Below are 13,675 nucleotides of genomic sequence, written 5' to 3'. Positions count from 1 at the left end.
CAGGTCACGAGGACCAGCGCCACGCCCTCCGGCGAGCTGGTCCGGCAACCGCGCCTCGCGCACGGTGCCCCCGGAGGAAGACCGGCCCGCGCCGACCGGCTCGGGAAGAGCGAGACGAGGAGACGCCTTGACCACCCACGCCCCCTGCACCGCCGGCGCCCGTTGCCGCAGCTGCACGCCCGGCCACCTGATGCACAGCATCCAGGTCACCCTGGTCCGCCAGGCACCGGAGGGCTGGCGAGACGCCGTCGTCCGCTCGATCGACGAGCACAATGTCGCCGTCGTCGAGTACGCCACCGGCGAGGGGGCGTGCACCCTCTGGCACCACCACGACCTGTCGGTCATGTGCCCTCCCGGCACCGCCGTCATGGTCCACGAGCGCTGGCACGTGCTCGCCGTCGCCCGGGTCGTCGTCAACGTCCACGTGCACGACGGCGTCGGCCCGGTCGCCCCGACGCCCGCGCGCTACCTCCCCGCGGGGATCGTCACCGAGCTCGCCACCGGCCACGGCGTGATGGGGAGCTGACAGCGGGGCGGCCGGCGCGCGAGCTTCCCCGAGGGGTATGACAGCCTGAGGTAGCCACGCTTCGGCAGCCTTCCGCTGCCTCCGAGCGATGGTCCACACCTGGAGCAGCGCCGATGATCGGTGGTTGGAGTGATGCAGCACGTGCTGGAACAACAGGCCGGCGCAGCTGACGAGCCCGTGGGCGCGGCAGCGCGTCGTCGGACGTTCGCGGTGATCAGCCACCCGGACGCGGGCAAGTCAACGCTGACGGAGGCGCTGGCCCTGCACGCGCGGGCGATCACCAAGGCCGGGCACGTGCACGGCAAGGCCGGGCGCAACGCGACCGTCTCGGACTGGATGGAGATGGAGCAGGCCCGCGGGATCTCGATCTCCTCGGCGGTGCTCCAGCTCACCTACCGCGACACGGTGCTCAACCTCGTCGACACCCCCGGCCACGCGGACTTCTCCGAGGACACCTACCGGGTCCTGACGGCGGTGGACGCGGCGATCATGCTCGTCGATGCCTCCAAGGGGCTCGAGGTGCAGACGATGAAGCTGTTCGCGGTGTGCAAGCACCGCGGGATCCCGATCATCACCGTGATCAACAAGTGGGACCGGCCGGGCAAGGACCCGCTGGAGCTGATGGACGAGATCGCCGAACGCACCGGGTTGACGCCCACCCCGCTGAGCTGGCCGGTAGGGATCGCCGGCGACTTCCGCGGCGTGGTCGAGCGGGACAGCGGCGAGTACGTCGCGTTCACGCCGACCGCGGGCGGGGCGCAGATCGCCCCCGAGGAGCGCATGAGCCCCGGTGCGGCAGCCGCCCGCGAGGGAGACGCCTGGACGGTCGCCCGGGAGGAGTCACAGCTGTTGGCTGCCTCGGGCGCCGAGCACGACCAGGAGATGTTCCTCGGGGGCATCTCCACCCCGGTGCTGTTCGCTGCGGCGGTCCGCAACTTCGGTGTGCGCCGGCTGCTGGACGCACTGGTGGAGCTGGCCCCGGCGCCCAGCCCCAGGACGGATCGCCAGGGTGAGGCACGCCCCCTCGATGCTCCGTTCAGCGCCTTCGTGTTCAAGCTGCAGGCGGGCATGGACACCGCGCACCGGGACCGACTCGCCTACATCCGGATCTGTTCGGGCGTCTTCGAGCGCGGCATGGTGGTGACCACCGCGCGCACGGGCAGACCGTTCGCGACGAAGTACGCCCAGCAGGCCTTCGGCCGCGACCGCAGCCTGGTGGAGGTGGCCTACCCCGGCGACGTCGTGGGGCTCGTCAACGCCTCGAACCTGCGCATCGGCGACACGCTGCACGCCGGCCCCCCGGTCCAGTTCCCCGCCCTGCCGACCTTCGCACCGGAGCACTTCGCGGTGGCTCGCGGCGTGGACACGGGCAGGTACAAGCAGTTCCGCCGCGGCATCACCCAGCTCGAGGCCGAGGGCGTGGTCCAGGTGCTGCGATCCGACCTGCGTGGGGAGCAGGCGCCGGTGCTCGCGGCCGTGGGACCGATGCAGTTCGAGGTCGCCGAGGGGCGCATGCGCGCGGAGTTCGGCGCCCCGATCCACCTGGAGCCGCTGGGCTACGGCGTGGCACGGCGCACCACCCCAGCCTGGGCCCCGACCCTGAGCGCGGAGTGGGGCGTCGAGGTCGTCCTCCGCGAGGACGGTGAGCTGCTCGCGCTCCTCCCCGACCAGTGGCGGGTGCGGTCGATCCAACGCAACCATCCCGACGTCGTCCTGGAACCGCTGGTGGCGACCTGAGCCCACCACCGACGCACCGTGCGGGTCGGTGAGTGGGCGTGGAACGCCGTCGACGGCGAACCGGCCGTCGGCACGGTCGCGTGTCGTCCACGACGTCTGCGGCGCCGTCGGCTCCTTCTTGCTGTGGTAGACGGGTGTCATGCGCGAGCTGCTCTGGATCTCTCCCACCGAAGCCCTTGCCGTGGTCCTGGCCACGGTCGGCATGTACCTGGCGATGCTCCTCTTCATCCGCATCCTGGGCCCGCGGGTCCTGTCCGGGCTGTCGAGCTTTGACCTCGTGGCGGTCATCGCCTTCGGCTCGATCATCGGCCGCGCCTCGCTCGGCGAGATTCCGCGGCTGGCAGGCGGCATCGTCGCGCTGACCACCCTGCTGGTCCTGCAGGCGGTGCTCGGGGTCGTCCGGCGGCTGCGCTGGGGTGCGCTGGCGGTGACCAGCGACCCCATCCTCCTCATGGCCGGTGGTCAGGTCATCGAGCGGCACATGCGGCGCTGCCACGTGCAGCCCGGTGAGCTCCAGTCGCGCCTGCGGCTGGCTGGGATCCGCCATCCGAGCGAGGTCGCCGCCGTGATCTTCGAGCCGACCGGCGCGGTCAGCGTGCTCCGGCGCGGCGAGCGCATCGACCCGATGCTCATGAGCGGGGTGCTGGGCGCGTCTCTGCTGCCCCCCGACCTGCTCAGCGATCCTGCCTGACCGCCTCGTCGAGCCGACCCGACCAGGCGCTGCTGGGGTCAGGGGCGTGGGTCGACACGCTTCCAGCGCTTCTCGCCCCGACGCGCGCCCATCCCGGCCGCGCACCGCGAGCACAGGGACGTGACGGCGTCGGCATGGGTTCCCGTCGCCGGCTGGACCTCCGCCCACGGGACGTGCGAGAAGCGCGCGAGCCGCTCCCGGCTCAGCGCGAGCCCGCACACGGTCTGGTTGGTGCCCGGGACCCAGGCGTGGACCTCGCCGGCGGGCGAGCGGGCGCCGTCGAGGTCGGTCGTCTCGTCGGTGGCGACGACGGACGCCGTCGTCGGCCGCCCTGGCCCTCGTCCCACCGCTACCTGGCCGCCTCGGTCCGGCGGGTGGCGTACTCGGTGAGCGGGACCCGCTCCCCCGGTTCGATGCCGAGTGCGGCGGCGAGCTCCGGGTCGCGGATCGGCGCGGTCCTGGTACCGGTCTCGAAGAGGAAGGAGACCTCGTGGATCTCGTAACGGTCCCGGCCGTCCGGCAGATGCTCCTGGAACCGTGAGGTGCCCGGGCCGAACTCGCACTCGACGAACGCAAAGGTCCGTGCCCGCTCCTCGGTACGGTCCCAGGCCCGGACCGAGGCGATGGTCTCTGCCGGGGTCTGACCGTCCACCTCGGGGTTCTCGCGGACGACGTCCGCGACCGTGCCCGGCAGGTCCCCGAGCCGCTCGACACCCGGCCAGCCCGAGGTCACCGCGCGCTCGACGAGCCCGGCCCAGCGCACGTCAGCGGCGGCCACCTGGACGTCCACGCCCCCGCAGGGCGCGAGGTCGTCGAGATCGCAGGCGGACGCGTCGACGCTGATTCCGGGGCTCGAGACGGCGAACGGCGGGACGGCGGTCATGTCTCAATGACACGCCCGGACAGCGGCTCTCGCAACCGTCCACAGCCCGCCCCGGATGTCAGACGCTCTCGGTACGCTTAGCACACGCGTTCGACCAGGCAGGGAGGGGCCATGACACCGCAGCCACCTCCCGGCGCCTTCCTCGAGCACGTGCAGCGCGCCGTCTCCCGGCTGCGCGAGGGTGCGCCGGGCGAGGGTGCTGCGGCGTGGGACCACCCGCTGCGCGAGGAGGTGATCGCGGGCCTCGACGCCGCGATCCAGGTCCTCACCGTCTACCGCGGGCAGATCCTGCTGGCGCACCGTCAGGACGGTCACTGGGGATCGGTGCGGGACCGCGACTACGCCGACTACCGCTCCCGGTCGACAGGCGAGGGCCGTGGCGCAGCCCTCGGCGAGCTGGAGCTGGCCGAGGGGCTCGCGCAGATGCCCGCCCTCGCGCGGGCGGTCGACAGCGGAGAGCTTCACCTCGAGCACACCAAGGTACTGGGCCGGCTGCGCCGCAGCGCGTCGCCGGAGGTTCGCACCGCCATGGAGGCCGGGGAGCTCGACGAGCTGGTCACCCAGGCCACACAGGACGGGCTCACCGCCCCCGAGCTCGGGAAGACGGCCCGCGCGTGGGCGGCCACCGTCGACGCCGCGGCCGCTCAAGCAGGCTTCGACGCGGTTCGACGACGCCGGTCGCTGACGATGCGGAACAGCGCCGGCGGCGTAGCAGGCGAGTTCTTCCTCGACCCGGTCGCCGGGGAGGAGCTGCGCACCGCCCTGGACGCCATCGCCGGGCGTCCGGCAGCAGACGACGGTCGGACCCGCGAGCAGCGCATGGCCGACGCTCTGACGACCTTGGCCGGGCGCACCCTGCAGGTCGGCTCCGACCTCAACGGTGCCCAGGTCCGCCCCCACCTCTCGTTGCTCGTCAACGAGGACACGTGGACAGGTCTCATGTCGCGGCGGAGGCGTTGCGAGTCAGCGTCTGGCGACCGTCCGCCGCTCCCCGACGTGCCGCCGGCCGAGCTCGAGAACGGGACGCTCGTCCCGCTGGGCGAGCTCGAGCGCCTCATGTGTGACAGCGAGGTCACTCGCATGGTCATGAGCGCCGAGGGGGTCCCGCTCGACGTCGGGCGCACGCAGCGCACCTACAGCAAGGAGCTGCGCCGGGCGGTCACGTCCCGCGACCGTCACTGCCAGTGGCCCGGTTGCCGCCTGCGGGCGTCCTGGTGCGAGGTCCACCACATCACGTGGTTCTCTCGCGGCGGTGTCACCTCGATGGAGGAGGGCATGACCGCATGCAGCTACCACCACCACCGAATCCACGAGCTCGACGTGCGGATCACCGTGCTGGCCGACGGCTTCGACTTCCACTTCCCCGACGGCACGCACATCGGCACGAGCCGGCGAGGGTCGCCGCCCGGGAGCCGTCTCCCTGTGGCGTGCGCGCAGGGCGACCGCCCGGCGCGGTCGGCCGCGCCGTGCGACCGACCTGTCAACCCGGCCGGTCAGCCGCTCGGGCCGCACGCGGGACCGGCGCCCGGACCCGCGATGCCGGCGCCGATGGCACGACCCGAGTCCGCTCACGGCGACGACCCGCCCGCAGAGCGGGCCCAGCCACCAGCGGCTCCGCGACTCCCCAAGACGCCCCGCGGCGCAGGCCCGCCGAGAGCACCGGTCGAGCAGCCCGCGACCACAGCACCCGCAGAGGTGGCCTGCGGTGCCGGACCGCCGGAGGAACCGGCCGAGGCAGCAGCAGCGACGGCACGTGCCTCCACCCCTCCAGGCGCAGACGCGCCGCAGCCGCCGACCAGACCCCGCTCCGCACCCGTCCAGGTGAGGATGCCGTCGCAGCCACGCAAGGCCGTGGCCCGGCGTCCGCGCGTCGCGGAGGGCGCCATGGCGAGCTGGCCGTCGACCTACGCCGCGGCGCCGACACGGTGGAGCGCGGAGCCGCCCTTCTGAAGAGACCCGACGTCCTGGTCAGGAACCGGCGCGCGCGCCCCGAAGGCCCGGCTACAGTCCCGTCTGGCTTACCCCGTACTGCGCCTGCTCCCGGGAGTAGCCCTCGTAGATCAGCTGGTCGATGAGGCCGGAGCGGGAGAAGGCCGAGTACTCGAGGTAGCTCTCGGCGGACCTCGCCGCCTGCTCGTTCCAGTCGACGGTGACGTTGTCGACCGCCCAGGTCGCATGCTCGGTCGAGAAGCCCTCGTACTCGAGCTGGTCGACCAGGCCTGAGTGCGAGAAGGCCGAGTAGTCGAGGTAGCTCTCCGCGGACCGCTGCGCCTGCTCCTTCCAGCTGACCGTGACGTGCTCGACGGCCCACGTCGCGTCCTCGGTCGAGAAGCCCTCGTACTCGAGCTGGTCGATGAGGCCGGAGCGGGAGAAGGCCGAGTAGTCGAGGTAGCTCTCCGCGGAGCGCTGCGCGTTCTGCTGCGAGACCGTCCCGGCTGCCGCGGCCTCCTCGGCCGCCACCCGTTCCGCCTCCTCGGCTGCTGCCTGCTCGGCCTCCAGCCGCTCGGCCTCCTCGGCTGCCAGTCGCTCCGCCTCCTCGGCCTCCAGCCGCTCGGCCTCCTCGGCCGCCAGCCGCTCGGACTTCTCGGCCTCCTCCGCCGCGGCCTCCTCGGCCTTGCGCTCCTCGGCCTCGGCCGCGGCGTCCGCTTCCTCCGCGCCCGGGTCGGCCGTCGCGCTCGGCTCCACGCGCCCCGTCGCCTCCGCGGCGGGCGGAGCGGCCGGCTCGTCGCCCTGGCTGACGGCACCGATGGCGAGGAGGAGCGCGACGACGCCGGTGGGGACGAGGTAGCGCTTCTTGCGGTACCAGGGCCGAGAATGCGTCGGCTCCCCTCCGCCGTCGGTGGTCGTGTCGGCCGACGGGCCGCCGGTCCACGGTGCGTCGTAGGTCGGGGGCTCGTGCTGTGACATGGGAGGCTCCGTCTGTCTGCCGCGACGCACCGCCGCGTGGCTGCTGCGGCGTCCCGGCTGGTGTGGCGCCCGTCCTCCCCCTGCGGCACCCCGACGACGCGATGCCTCCAGCACGGTCCACGCTAGCGAGGATCGTGGGCGACGTCTGACGAACAGCGACGCCGCTCTCGCGCCGTGACATGACGGGACCCCGCACCACCTCGGTGGTGCGGGGTCCCGCCGGGCTCAGCTCAGGCCGGTCAGCCGGTCGGCTCGGCCGTCTCCAACGGCGTGCGGCGCACGCCGAGGGTGTCGCGGCCGTCGCCGTTCCAGTCACCGACGAGCACCTCGTCGCTCTCACGGCCGAACCTCACCGAGAAGTCCGCGTCGCCACCGGCGAGGGAGTTCTTGACGAAGTAGGCGTTGCCGCGCCGCACCGCGAAGGTGTCGGTCCCGTTGGCGTCCCAGTCACCGGCCAGCGTCACGTCGGCCTCCCGGCCGTAGGTGAACGTGCGGTCGGCATCCCCACCACGCATGGAGTTCTTCACGTGGTAGGTCGACCCGCGCCGCACCGCGAAGGTGTCGGTCCCGTCGCCGTCCCAGTCACCGACCATGACGGCGTCATCGACGCGGCCGTAGGTGATGACGTGGTCCGGCTCCCCGCCACGCAGGGAGTTCTTCACGTGGTAGGTCGACCCGCGGCGCACCGCCAGGGTGTCGGTGCCCTCACCGTCCCAGTCACCGACCAGGACGACGTCGCCCGGGCGGCCGTAGGTGAACACGCGGTCCGCGTCCCCGCCCCGCGGGGCGTTGTTGACGTGGAAGCGGTTCTCCCGGCGCACGGTGATCGTGTCGGTGCCGTCGCCGTCCCAGTCACCGATGAGCACCTCGTCGGTGTGCCGGCCGTACTGGAAGACGTGCTCGGGCTCCCCGTCCCAGCCGTCGTTGAGGTAGAACCCGTACCGCTGCGGCCCGGGCTGCGGCTGCTCCGGCTCCAGCGGCGGCACCTCGCCGTCGCCGTCACGGTCGACGACGAAGGACGGGGTCGACCATGTCTGGACGTGGTCCGGGTTGTCCGCGTCGCCGAGCGCGCTGAGCGCCTCGACCTCGAGCACGTAGTGCCCGTCCGGCACGGCGCTGCGGCCGTCACCGCTCGTGGAGCGGGAGCCGTCCCAGGTCCACGCGGTGAACGTGCCCGAGTCGCGGCCGACGTACTCCTCGTACCGGGCGATGGCCTGACGCTCGACGGCCTGCGTGCTCGCGGCCTCCGGCACCGGCCGGTAGATCGTGAACGTCAGCGACTGCACCGGGTGCTCGAGGTGGAGCAGCACCGTGGGCACGTCACCGTCGTCCAGTGTGAAGACGGTCCCGCCGTCGGCGAGGTTCCACGAGCCCCCGGCCGCGCAGTCGACGCCGATGAGCCGGTCGCACTCGACGAGCTGGCCCAGGGCCGGCAGGTCGAGGTCGCCGAGGTTCTCCAGCAGCGGCTGCGCCTGGTAGTCGCCCGCGAAGCCGGCGAAGGGCACGCTCAGCGGCTCGCCCTCATCCGGGGTGAGGACGAGGTAGCCGCCGTACTGCGCCTGCTCCAGGTCCTCCGCCGGGCTGATGGCGACCTCGAAGGAGGCCTCCCCGCCCGCCGGGACGGTGAGCTCGTCGGGCATGACGACGCTGGCCGCACCGTCGTAGAAGCCCGGGTCGTCCGGGTCGTCGGCCGTGGCGATGGCGTCGGTCGAGGACAGCTCGTAGGTGACGTCCTCGCCGCCGTCGTTGGTCACCGTCAGCTCGCGGGTGACCGCGCCCTGCTCGGACTCGCCCAGCGAGAGCTTGCCCGGGGTCACCGTGGCGGTGGACAGGATGGCGTCGTCGATGTCGAGCATGCCCGCGCCCTGGCGGTGGACCGGCTCGGTGTAGCCCTGGTTCGGCACACCGGACCAGGTGGCCGGGTCGGCGGAGTTGAGCAGGAGGTCGCGCACGTCGTGCGCGCCGGTGTCCGGACGGGCCTCCAGGAGCAGCGCCGCGGCGCCCGCGACGTGCGGGGCGGACATCGAGGTGCCGGAGATCGTGGCGTACTCCCCCTCCTCCAGCGGGTAGGTGGAGTAGATGCTGCCACCGGGCGCGCCGAGGTCGGGCTTGAGGGTGAGGTCGGCCGCCAGCCCGTAGGAGCTGAAGTCGGAGATGAGGCCCGCCGTCGGGTTCGGGGCGGTGCCGATCTCCTCGGTCCAGGTGAGCGTCGCGCCGTCGTCGACCACCGCGGCGTCCGCCGCGATGCCCGAGGCCTGCGAGATCGCGATCACCGGGATGGTGATCGGCGGGGTGCCCGCGACGGTCGGGTTGATGACGCCGGGCACGTTGTTGTAGATGACGACGGCGGCCGCACCGGCCTGCTGCGCCTTGTACGCCTTCGCGTAGAAGCTCGCGTCACAGTCCGGGTTGCTCTCGTGCGCCCCGCGCTCGATGAGGACCGCGTGGCCGTCGAGGTCTGCCTCGATCGAGTCGCCGACGCAGGCCCGCGCCTCGGCCGTGCCCGGGTCACCGAGCCGGGTCAGCGGCAGGGAACCCTCGGTGGGCGGCTCGGGAGCGCCGGTGGCCGGGAAGTACGGGTGCTCCTCGCCGTCGATCTCGACGACGGAGGCGGTCACCGACACGTTGTCGAAGGAGGCGACGCCGATGACGTCCTCCCCCACGCCGGGGGCGCCGGCGGACCAGGTGCCCGAGGCGCCGCTGTTGCCGATGGAGGCGACCATGACGACGCCCGCGTCGACGAGGTTGTCGCTCGCCACCGCCGTCGGGTACTGCGGCCAGGTGGAGAAGGCGGCGCCGATGCTCTGGTTGACGACGTCCATGCCGTCGGCCAGCGCGCGCTCCATGGCGGCGACCATGATGTCGGACTCGGTGGAGCCGTCGCAGCCGAAGACGCGGTAGGCGCCGAGCTCGACGCCGGGGGCCACGCCGCGCACGCCCTCGTTGAGGACGTCACCGTCCGCGCCGACGATGCCGGCGACGTGGGTGCCGTGGCCGTTGCAGTCGTCGGGGTCGGCGTCGGGCATGGGAAGGGGCTGGTAGGCGTCACTCTCCGGGTCGGAGTTGTAGTCGTCCCCGACGAAGTCGTACCCGGCGACCACCTTGTCGGAGGGGAAGTCCGTCTCCCCGTCGACGCCGGAGCCACCGAGGTCGGGGTGGTCGTAGTCGACGCCGGTGTCGATGATGCCGACGCGGATGCCCTCACCGTCGAAGCCGAGCTCGCTCTGGGCGATGTCCGCGCCCGTCATCGACAGGGCGCTCCACAGCTCGGGCTCGGAGACGGGACGCTCGGGTGCCGCGACGGGCAGCACCGGGTAGACGGCGCGGACCTGCGGCAGGTCGGTGACCTTGTCGATGTCCTCGTCGTCGATGTCGGCGGAGACGCCGCTCCACAGGGTGGAGAACTCGTGGCGGACCTCGAGCTCGACACCGGCGGACTGCGCCTCGGCGACGAAGCTGCGCTGGGCGCGCTCGATACGCGCGGTGCTCCCGCCCTTGCTGGCGGGCGTCGGGTCGAGCTCGACGAACCACGCGCCCGTGGGCGAGGAGACGAACTCGCTGGTGAGCTCGGCGTCCGCGCTGGGCGTCTGGACGCCGAGGTCCGACGCGGTACCGAGGAACTCGGTGCCCTCGTCGGCGACGGCGGCGGGCGCGGCCAGCGTCAGCGCGAGCGCTGCCACGGTGCCGACGCTCAGACCGACACGGGCGCAGCGTTGCGCGCCGGTCGGCCGGGTGACTGGTCTTGTCACGGGGATCCCCCTAGATCTCGAGCACAGGCACCGGTGTGGTGCCCTGCCCAGCACCGTAAGTGACCCATGTGACATCTGCGCTTCCCAATCCCTCGACCGCGTAACAGACAGGTAACGATCTGACGGCCGCCGTCGGGGCTCGGAGGGGCGTGCCGCGCGGGTGCGGACCGCCGCCGCACGGCCTAGCGTCGAGAGGCACCGGTCCCCCACCCCGCGAGGAGAACCCCATGTCGAACGTGACGATCATCGGCGGCCACGGCAAGGTCGCGCTCCTGCTGGCGCCCCTGCTCACCGAGCGCGGGGACGCGGTGACGAGCGTCGTCCGCAACCCCGACCACCGCGAGGACGTCGAGCAGACCGGCGCGAGCGCCGCCGTCGCCGACGTCGAGCACCTCTCCACCGAGGAGATCGCCGACGTCCTGCGCGGCGCGGACGTCGTCGTGTGGAGCGCGGGCGCGGGCGGCGGCGACCCCGAGCGCACCTGGGCCGTGGACCGCGACGCGGCCATGCGCACCGTCGACGCTGCCAAGCAGGCGGGGGTGCGCCGCTTCGTCATGGTGTCCTTCGTCGGCGCGCGCCAGGACCATGGCATCCCCGAGGACAACTCCTTCTACACCTACGCCCAGGCCAAGGCCGACGCGGACGACCACGTGCGCGCCTCGGGCCTGGACTGGACGATCGTCGCCCCCGGCGCCCTCACCCTGGACGAGCCGACCGGCTCGATCGACCTCGTCACCCCCGACGACGGCGGTGAGCACAAGACCTCGCGCGCCAACGTCGCCCGCGTCATCGTCGCCGCCCTCGACGAGCCGGCCACCGTCGGCACGATGATCGAGTTCGCCGACGGCGACACCCCCATCGCCGAGGCGCTCGCCCGGTAGCCGCTGCCCTTTCGGACAGCCCGCCGGGGCCTGAGGCGGCGGGGCTCGCGGACGTAGGCTGGCCTCCGGCGAAGGAGGCAGGTACGTCACGCGAGCTCGGCCTTGCCCAGGTGCCCCGCCCCGGTGGACGCGACGCGGCGCCCCGCACCCGCCCGCGCCTCTCCCACCCCGCACCGGCGGCCCCGTCGTCCCGCGCAGGGCTCCTCGCCATGCAGCGGGCCGCGGGGAACGCGGCGACGACGGCGCTGCTGTCCCGCCGCGCCACCCCGGCCACCGCCGTCGGGAGCGTCCAGCGCGAGCCGCCGGGCAGCCACGCCGCACCCGCCGGCACGGGCACCGACCTCCTGCCCTTTCCCTCCCTCGGCCCGCCACCGGACCGGCTCGACTTCGCCAGCCGCAGCTTCGCCAAGGACGCCCTGCCGACGATCTGTCCCCGCTGCCACCAGGACAAGCCGACCGTCCCGATGTTCCCGCGCTACGTGGACCGGGAGGCCACCGAGGACCGGCTCGTCGACTGGGGGCAGGACGCCCCGAAGATGCTCCACAACGGCTGGCTCGTGCGCCGGCTCCAGCTCGACCCCGCCGGCCTCGGCCCGGTCGTCGACGACTACGGCCTGGGCCTGGTCAAGCGGATCACCTCCACCCACGAGTTCACCGGCTCCGCCGCCGCCCGCGAGCGCGGCGTGGAGATCGTCCGGCGCCGCTGGCCCGACATCCGCCCCGCCGTCCACGACGCCGCCGCCGGCTTCTACCGCGAGGAGCTGACGACGGCGGTCGCCTTCACTCCTCCCGCCGCCTCCCCCGTCCTCAACCCGGACGTCCTGCGTGCCGTCCTGGCCCTGCCGCCGACGCCGGGGGTCCAGCTGGGCCGGCACGGCGCCACCGCCAAGCCCGGGCAGGAGGTGGGCCCGTTCGTCATCGTCAACGGCACGTCGACCGACGTCTACCTCACCCGCGTGGGCAAGCCGCTGTGGATCTACCAGATCGGGGCCGGGGACTACATCAAGAAGCACGACCCCTTCCTCGCCGCCGTCGCCGGGGAGGTCTACGACAGCACGAAGTGGATCCTCCACGCGACGCCGCTCATCCTCAAGGTCGCGGCGTTCGGGCTCGGCTTCTCGGGGAGCATCGTCCTCGTCCTCGCCGGGATCGCGCTGGACGAGCTCGCCACCGAGATGGAGGCCGACGTCGAGGGCAGGCCGGGCCGCACGCCCCTGGAGATCCTCGGCTCGGCGGGCACCCAGCTCCTCATCGACCGCTTCTTCCACGGCCTGTTCGGCGGCGCGAAGGGCGCCGGGTCCGTCGCGGGCGCCGGGAAGCTCGCGCCCAAGATCGAGAGGATCGCCGACCGCGCCGTCCCGGTGGTGAAGAAGGAGCTCGCCGCGGCGGAGAGGCCCCTCGTCAAGGAGGCCCTGGACCGCGGGGCAGCCCGGCACGTGACCGACCCCGCGCTCAAGGCGCAGGGCTACACGATGGAGGTGGCCGTCGACAGCGCCGGGCACGCCCACGTCTTCCGCCTCAAGGGCGACGGCACGTGGTGCCGCTTCAGCGACCGCATCTGCGGGCTCGACCTCGGCACCGAGGTGGTCGCCGCCGCGAAGAACCCCACGTCCTTCACCCAGGGCAAGCTCGACGAGACCCGCGGCCTGCTCACCGAGATCGGCAAGGAGGCCGACGTCCTCGCCCGCACCTACGAGCGGATGCGCGCCGCCGGGAAGATGGACGTCGCGCTCCTGTCCGCCGAGGAGCGCACGCTGCTCGACCAGCTCGCGCCGTCGGGCAACGCTGCCGACCTGTCGCTCAAGGAGCTGCGCGACCTCCCGACCGAGCTCGGGCTGAAGAAGGACATCGCCGCGGCGCTGCGCCGGGAGGAGGAGCTGGTCAAGCAGCTCTACCGCGAGGGTCGCCCGCTGTACGAGATCATGCGCGCCGCCTCCCCCAGCTACGCCTCCCGGGCGCGCGTGCTCACCGACGCCGCCGGCCGCGACGCCGCCACCGTGCTCCGGCCGCGCAGCGGCGCACTGCACGTGGACCACGTGGTGCCCCTCAACGAGATCGTCCGGATGCCGGGCTTCGACAAGCTGCGTCCCGAACGGCAGCTCGAGATCGTCAACGACGTGCGCAACCTCCGTGCCGTCGACGCCCTGGCCAACACCTCCCGAGGCGACCGCTCCTGGCACGACTGGGCCAACGCCCTCCTCCACTACGACGCCGCGGCGCTCGGCCGGATGCGGGTGCTGGAGGACGAGATGCGCACCTACCTCGCGGGGCGGATCCTCACCCTCGGGCGGCCGTAGCCTA

Annotated in this window: 10 protein-coding genes and 1 riboswitch; of the genes, 6 read left to right on the top strand and 4 right to left on the bottom strand. The window is 73.0% G+C overall.

The annotated features are described in order from the left end of the window. Positions 1-2 precede the first annotated feature (2 nt). Positions 3-116, top strand: a riboswitch (SAM riboswitch). Between the two features lie 11 nt (positions 117-127). The 3 genes from DSZ44_RS01405 to DSZ44_RS01395 all read left to right on the top strand — a co-directional run bounded on the left by DSZ44_RS01405 (position 128) and on the right by DSZ44_RS01395 (position 2,954). Then, on the top strand, positions 128-526 hold the full coding sequence (locus tag DSZ44_RS01405) for a hypothetical protein (RefSeq protein WP_110850801.1): 399 nt from the start codon (positions 128-130) through the stop codon (positions 524-526). A 132-nt stretch (positions 527-658) separates the two neighbouring features. Then, positions 659-2,263 (top strand): peptide chain release factor 3, encoded by a 1,605-nt coding sequence (locus DSZ44_RS01400; protein ID WP_110850800.1) that lies wholly within the window; start codon positions 659-661, stop codon positions 2,261-2,263. A 139-nt stretch (positions 2,264-2,402) separates the two neighbouring features. Beyond that, positions 2,403-2,954 carry a DUF421 domain-containing protein gene (locus tag DSZ44_RS01395; RefSeq protein ID WP_110850799.1) on the top strand — a complete coding sequence of 184 codons (552 nt, stop codon included), beginning with the start codon at positions 2,403-2,405 and terminating at the stop codon, positions 2,952-2,954. 38 nt (positions 2,955-2,992) lie between these two features. Here DSZ44_RS01395 and DSZ44_RS01390 read toward each other — a convergent pair whose 3' ends face one another. After that, entirely contained in the window at positions 2,993-3,301 is a 309-nt protein-coding gene (locus DSZ44_RS01390) for a hypothetical protein (protein WP_110850798.1), read from the bottom strand. A gap of 2 nt (positions 3,302-3,303) precedes the next feature. Continuing rightward, a complete protein-coding gene (locus DSZ44_RS01385; protein ID WP_110850797.1) occupies positions 3,304-3,837 on the bottom strand; it encodes a UDP-N-acetylmuramate dehydrogenase in 534 nt (177 codons plus the stop codon). 111 nt (positions 3,838-3,948) lie between these two features. Between DSZ44_RS01385 and DSZ44_RS01380 the strand changes: the two genes are divergently transcribed. Then, complete coding sequence (locus DSZ44_RS01380; protein ID WP_110850796.1) at positions 3,949-5,787, top strand: HNH endonuclease signature motif containing protein; 1,839 nt, start codon at positions 3,949-3,951, stop codon at positions 5,785-5,787. A gap of 51 nt (positions 5,788-5,838) precedes the next feature. Here DSZ44_RS01380 and DSZ44_RS01375 read toward each other — a convergent pair whose 3' ends face one another. After that, positions 5,839-6,744 carry an Ltp family lipoprotein gene (locus tag DSZ44_RS01375; protein WP_110850795.1) on the bottom strand — a complete coding sequence of 302 codons (906 nt, stop codon included), beginning with the start codon at positions 6,742-6,744 and terminating at the stop codon, positions 5,839-5,841. A gap of 239 nt (positions 6,745-6,983) precedes the next feature. Further along, a complete protein-coding gene (locus tag DSZ44_RS18935) occupies positions 6,984-10,424 on the bottom strand; it encodes a S8 family serine peptidase (RefSeq protein WP_309146694.1) in 3,441 nt (1,146 codons plus the stop codon). 296 nt (positions 10,425-10,720) lie between these two features. Here DSZ44_RS18935 and DSZ44_RS01365 point away from each other — a divergent pair, with 296 nt between their 5' ends. Continuing rightward, positions 10,721-11,374, top strand: a complete 654-nt coding sequence (locus tag DSZ44_RS01365) for an SDR family oxidoreductase (protein ID WP_110850793.1) — start codon at positions 10,721-10,723, stop codon at positions 11,372-11,374. Between the two features lie 110 nt (positions 11,375-11,484). Then, the gene (locus DSZ44_RS01360; RefSeq protein ID WP_110850792.1) at positions 11,485-13,671 is read left to right on the top strand and encodes a hypothetical protein; all 2,187 of its coding nucleotides are present in this window, start codon (positions 11,485-11,487) and stop codon (positions 13,669-13,671) included. Positions 13,672-13,675 lie beyond the last annotated feature (4 nt).

Source organism: Georgenia satyanarayanai (assembly GCF_900116375.1).
Lineage (GTDB): Bacteria > Actinomycetota > Actinomycetes > Actinomycetales > Actinomycetaceae > Oceanitalea > Oceanitalea nanhaiensis.
The sequence above is the reverse complement of the archived record's forward strand: the minus strand, read 5'-3'. Positions and strand labels throughout refer to the sequence as shown.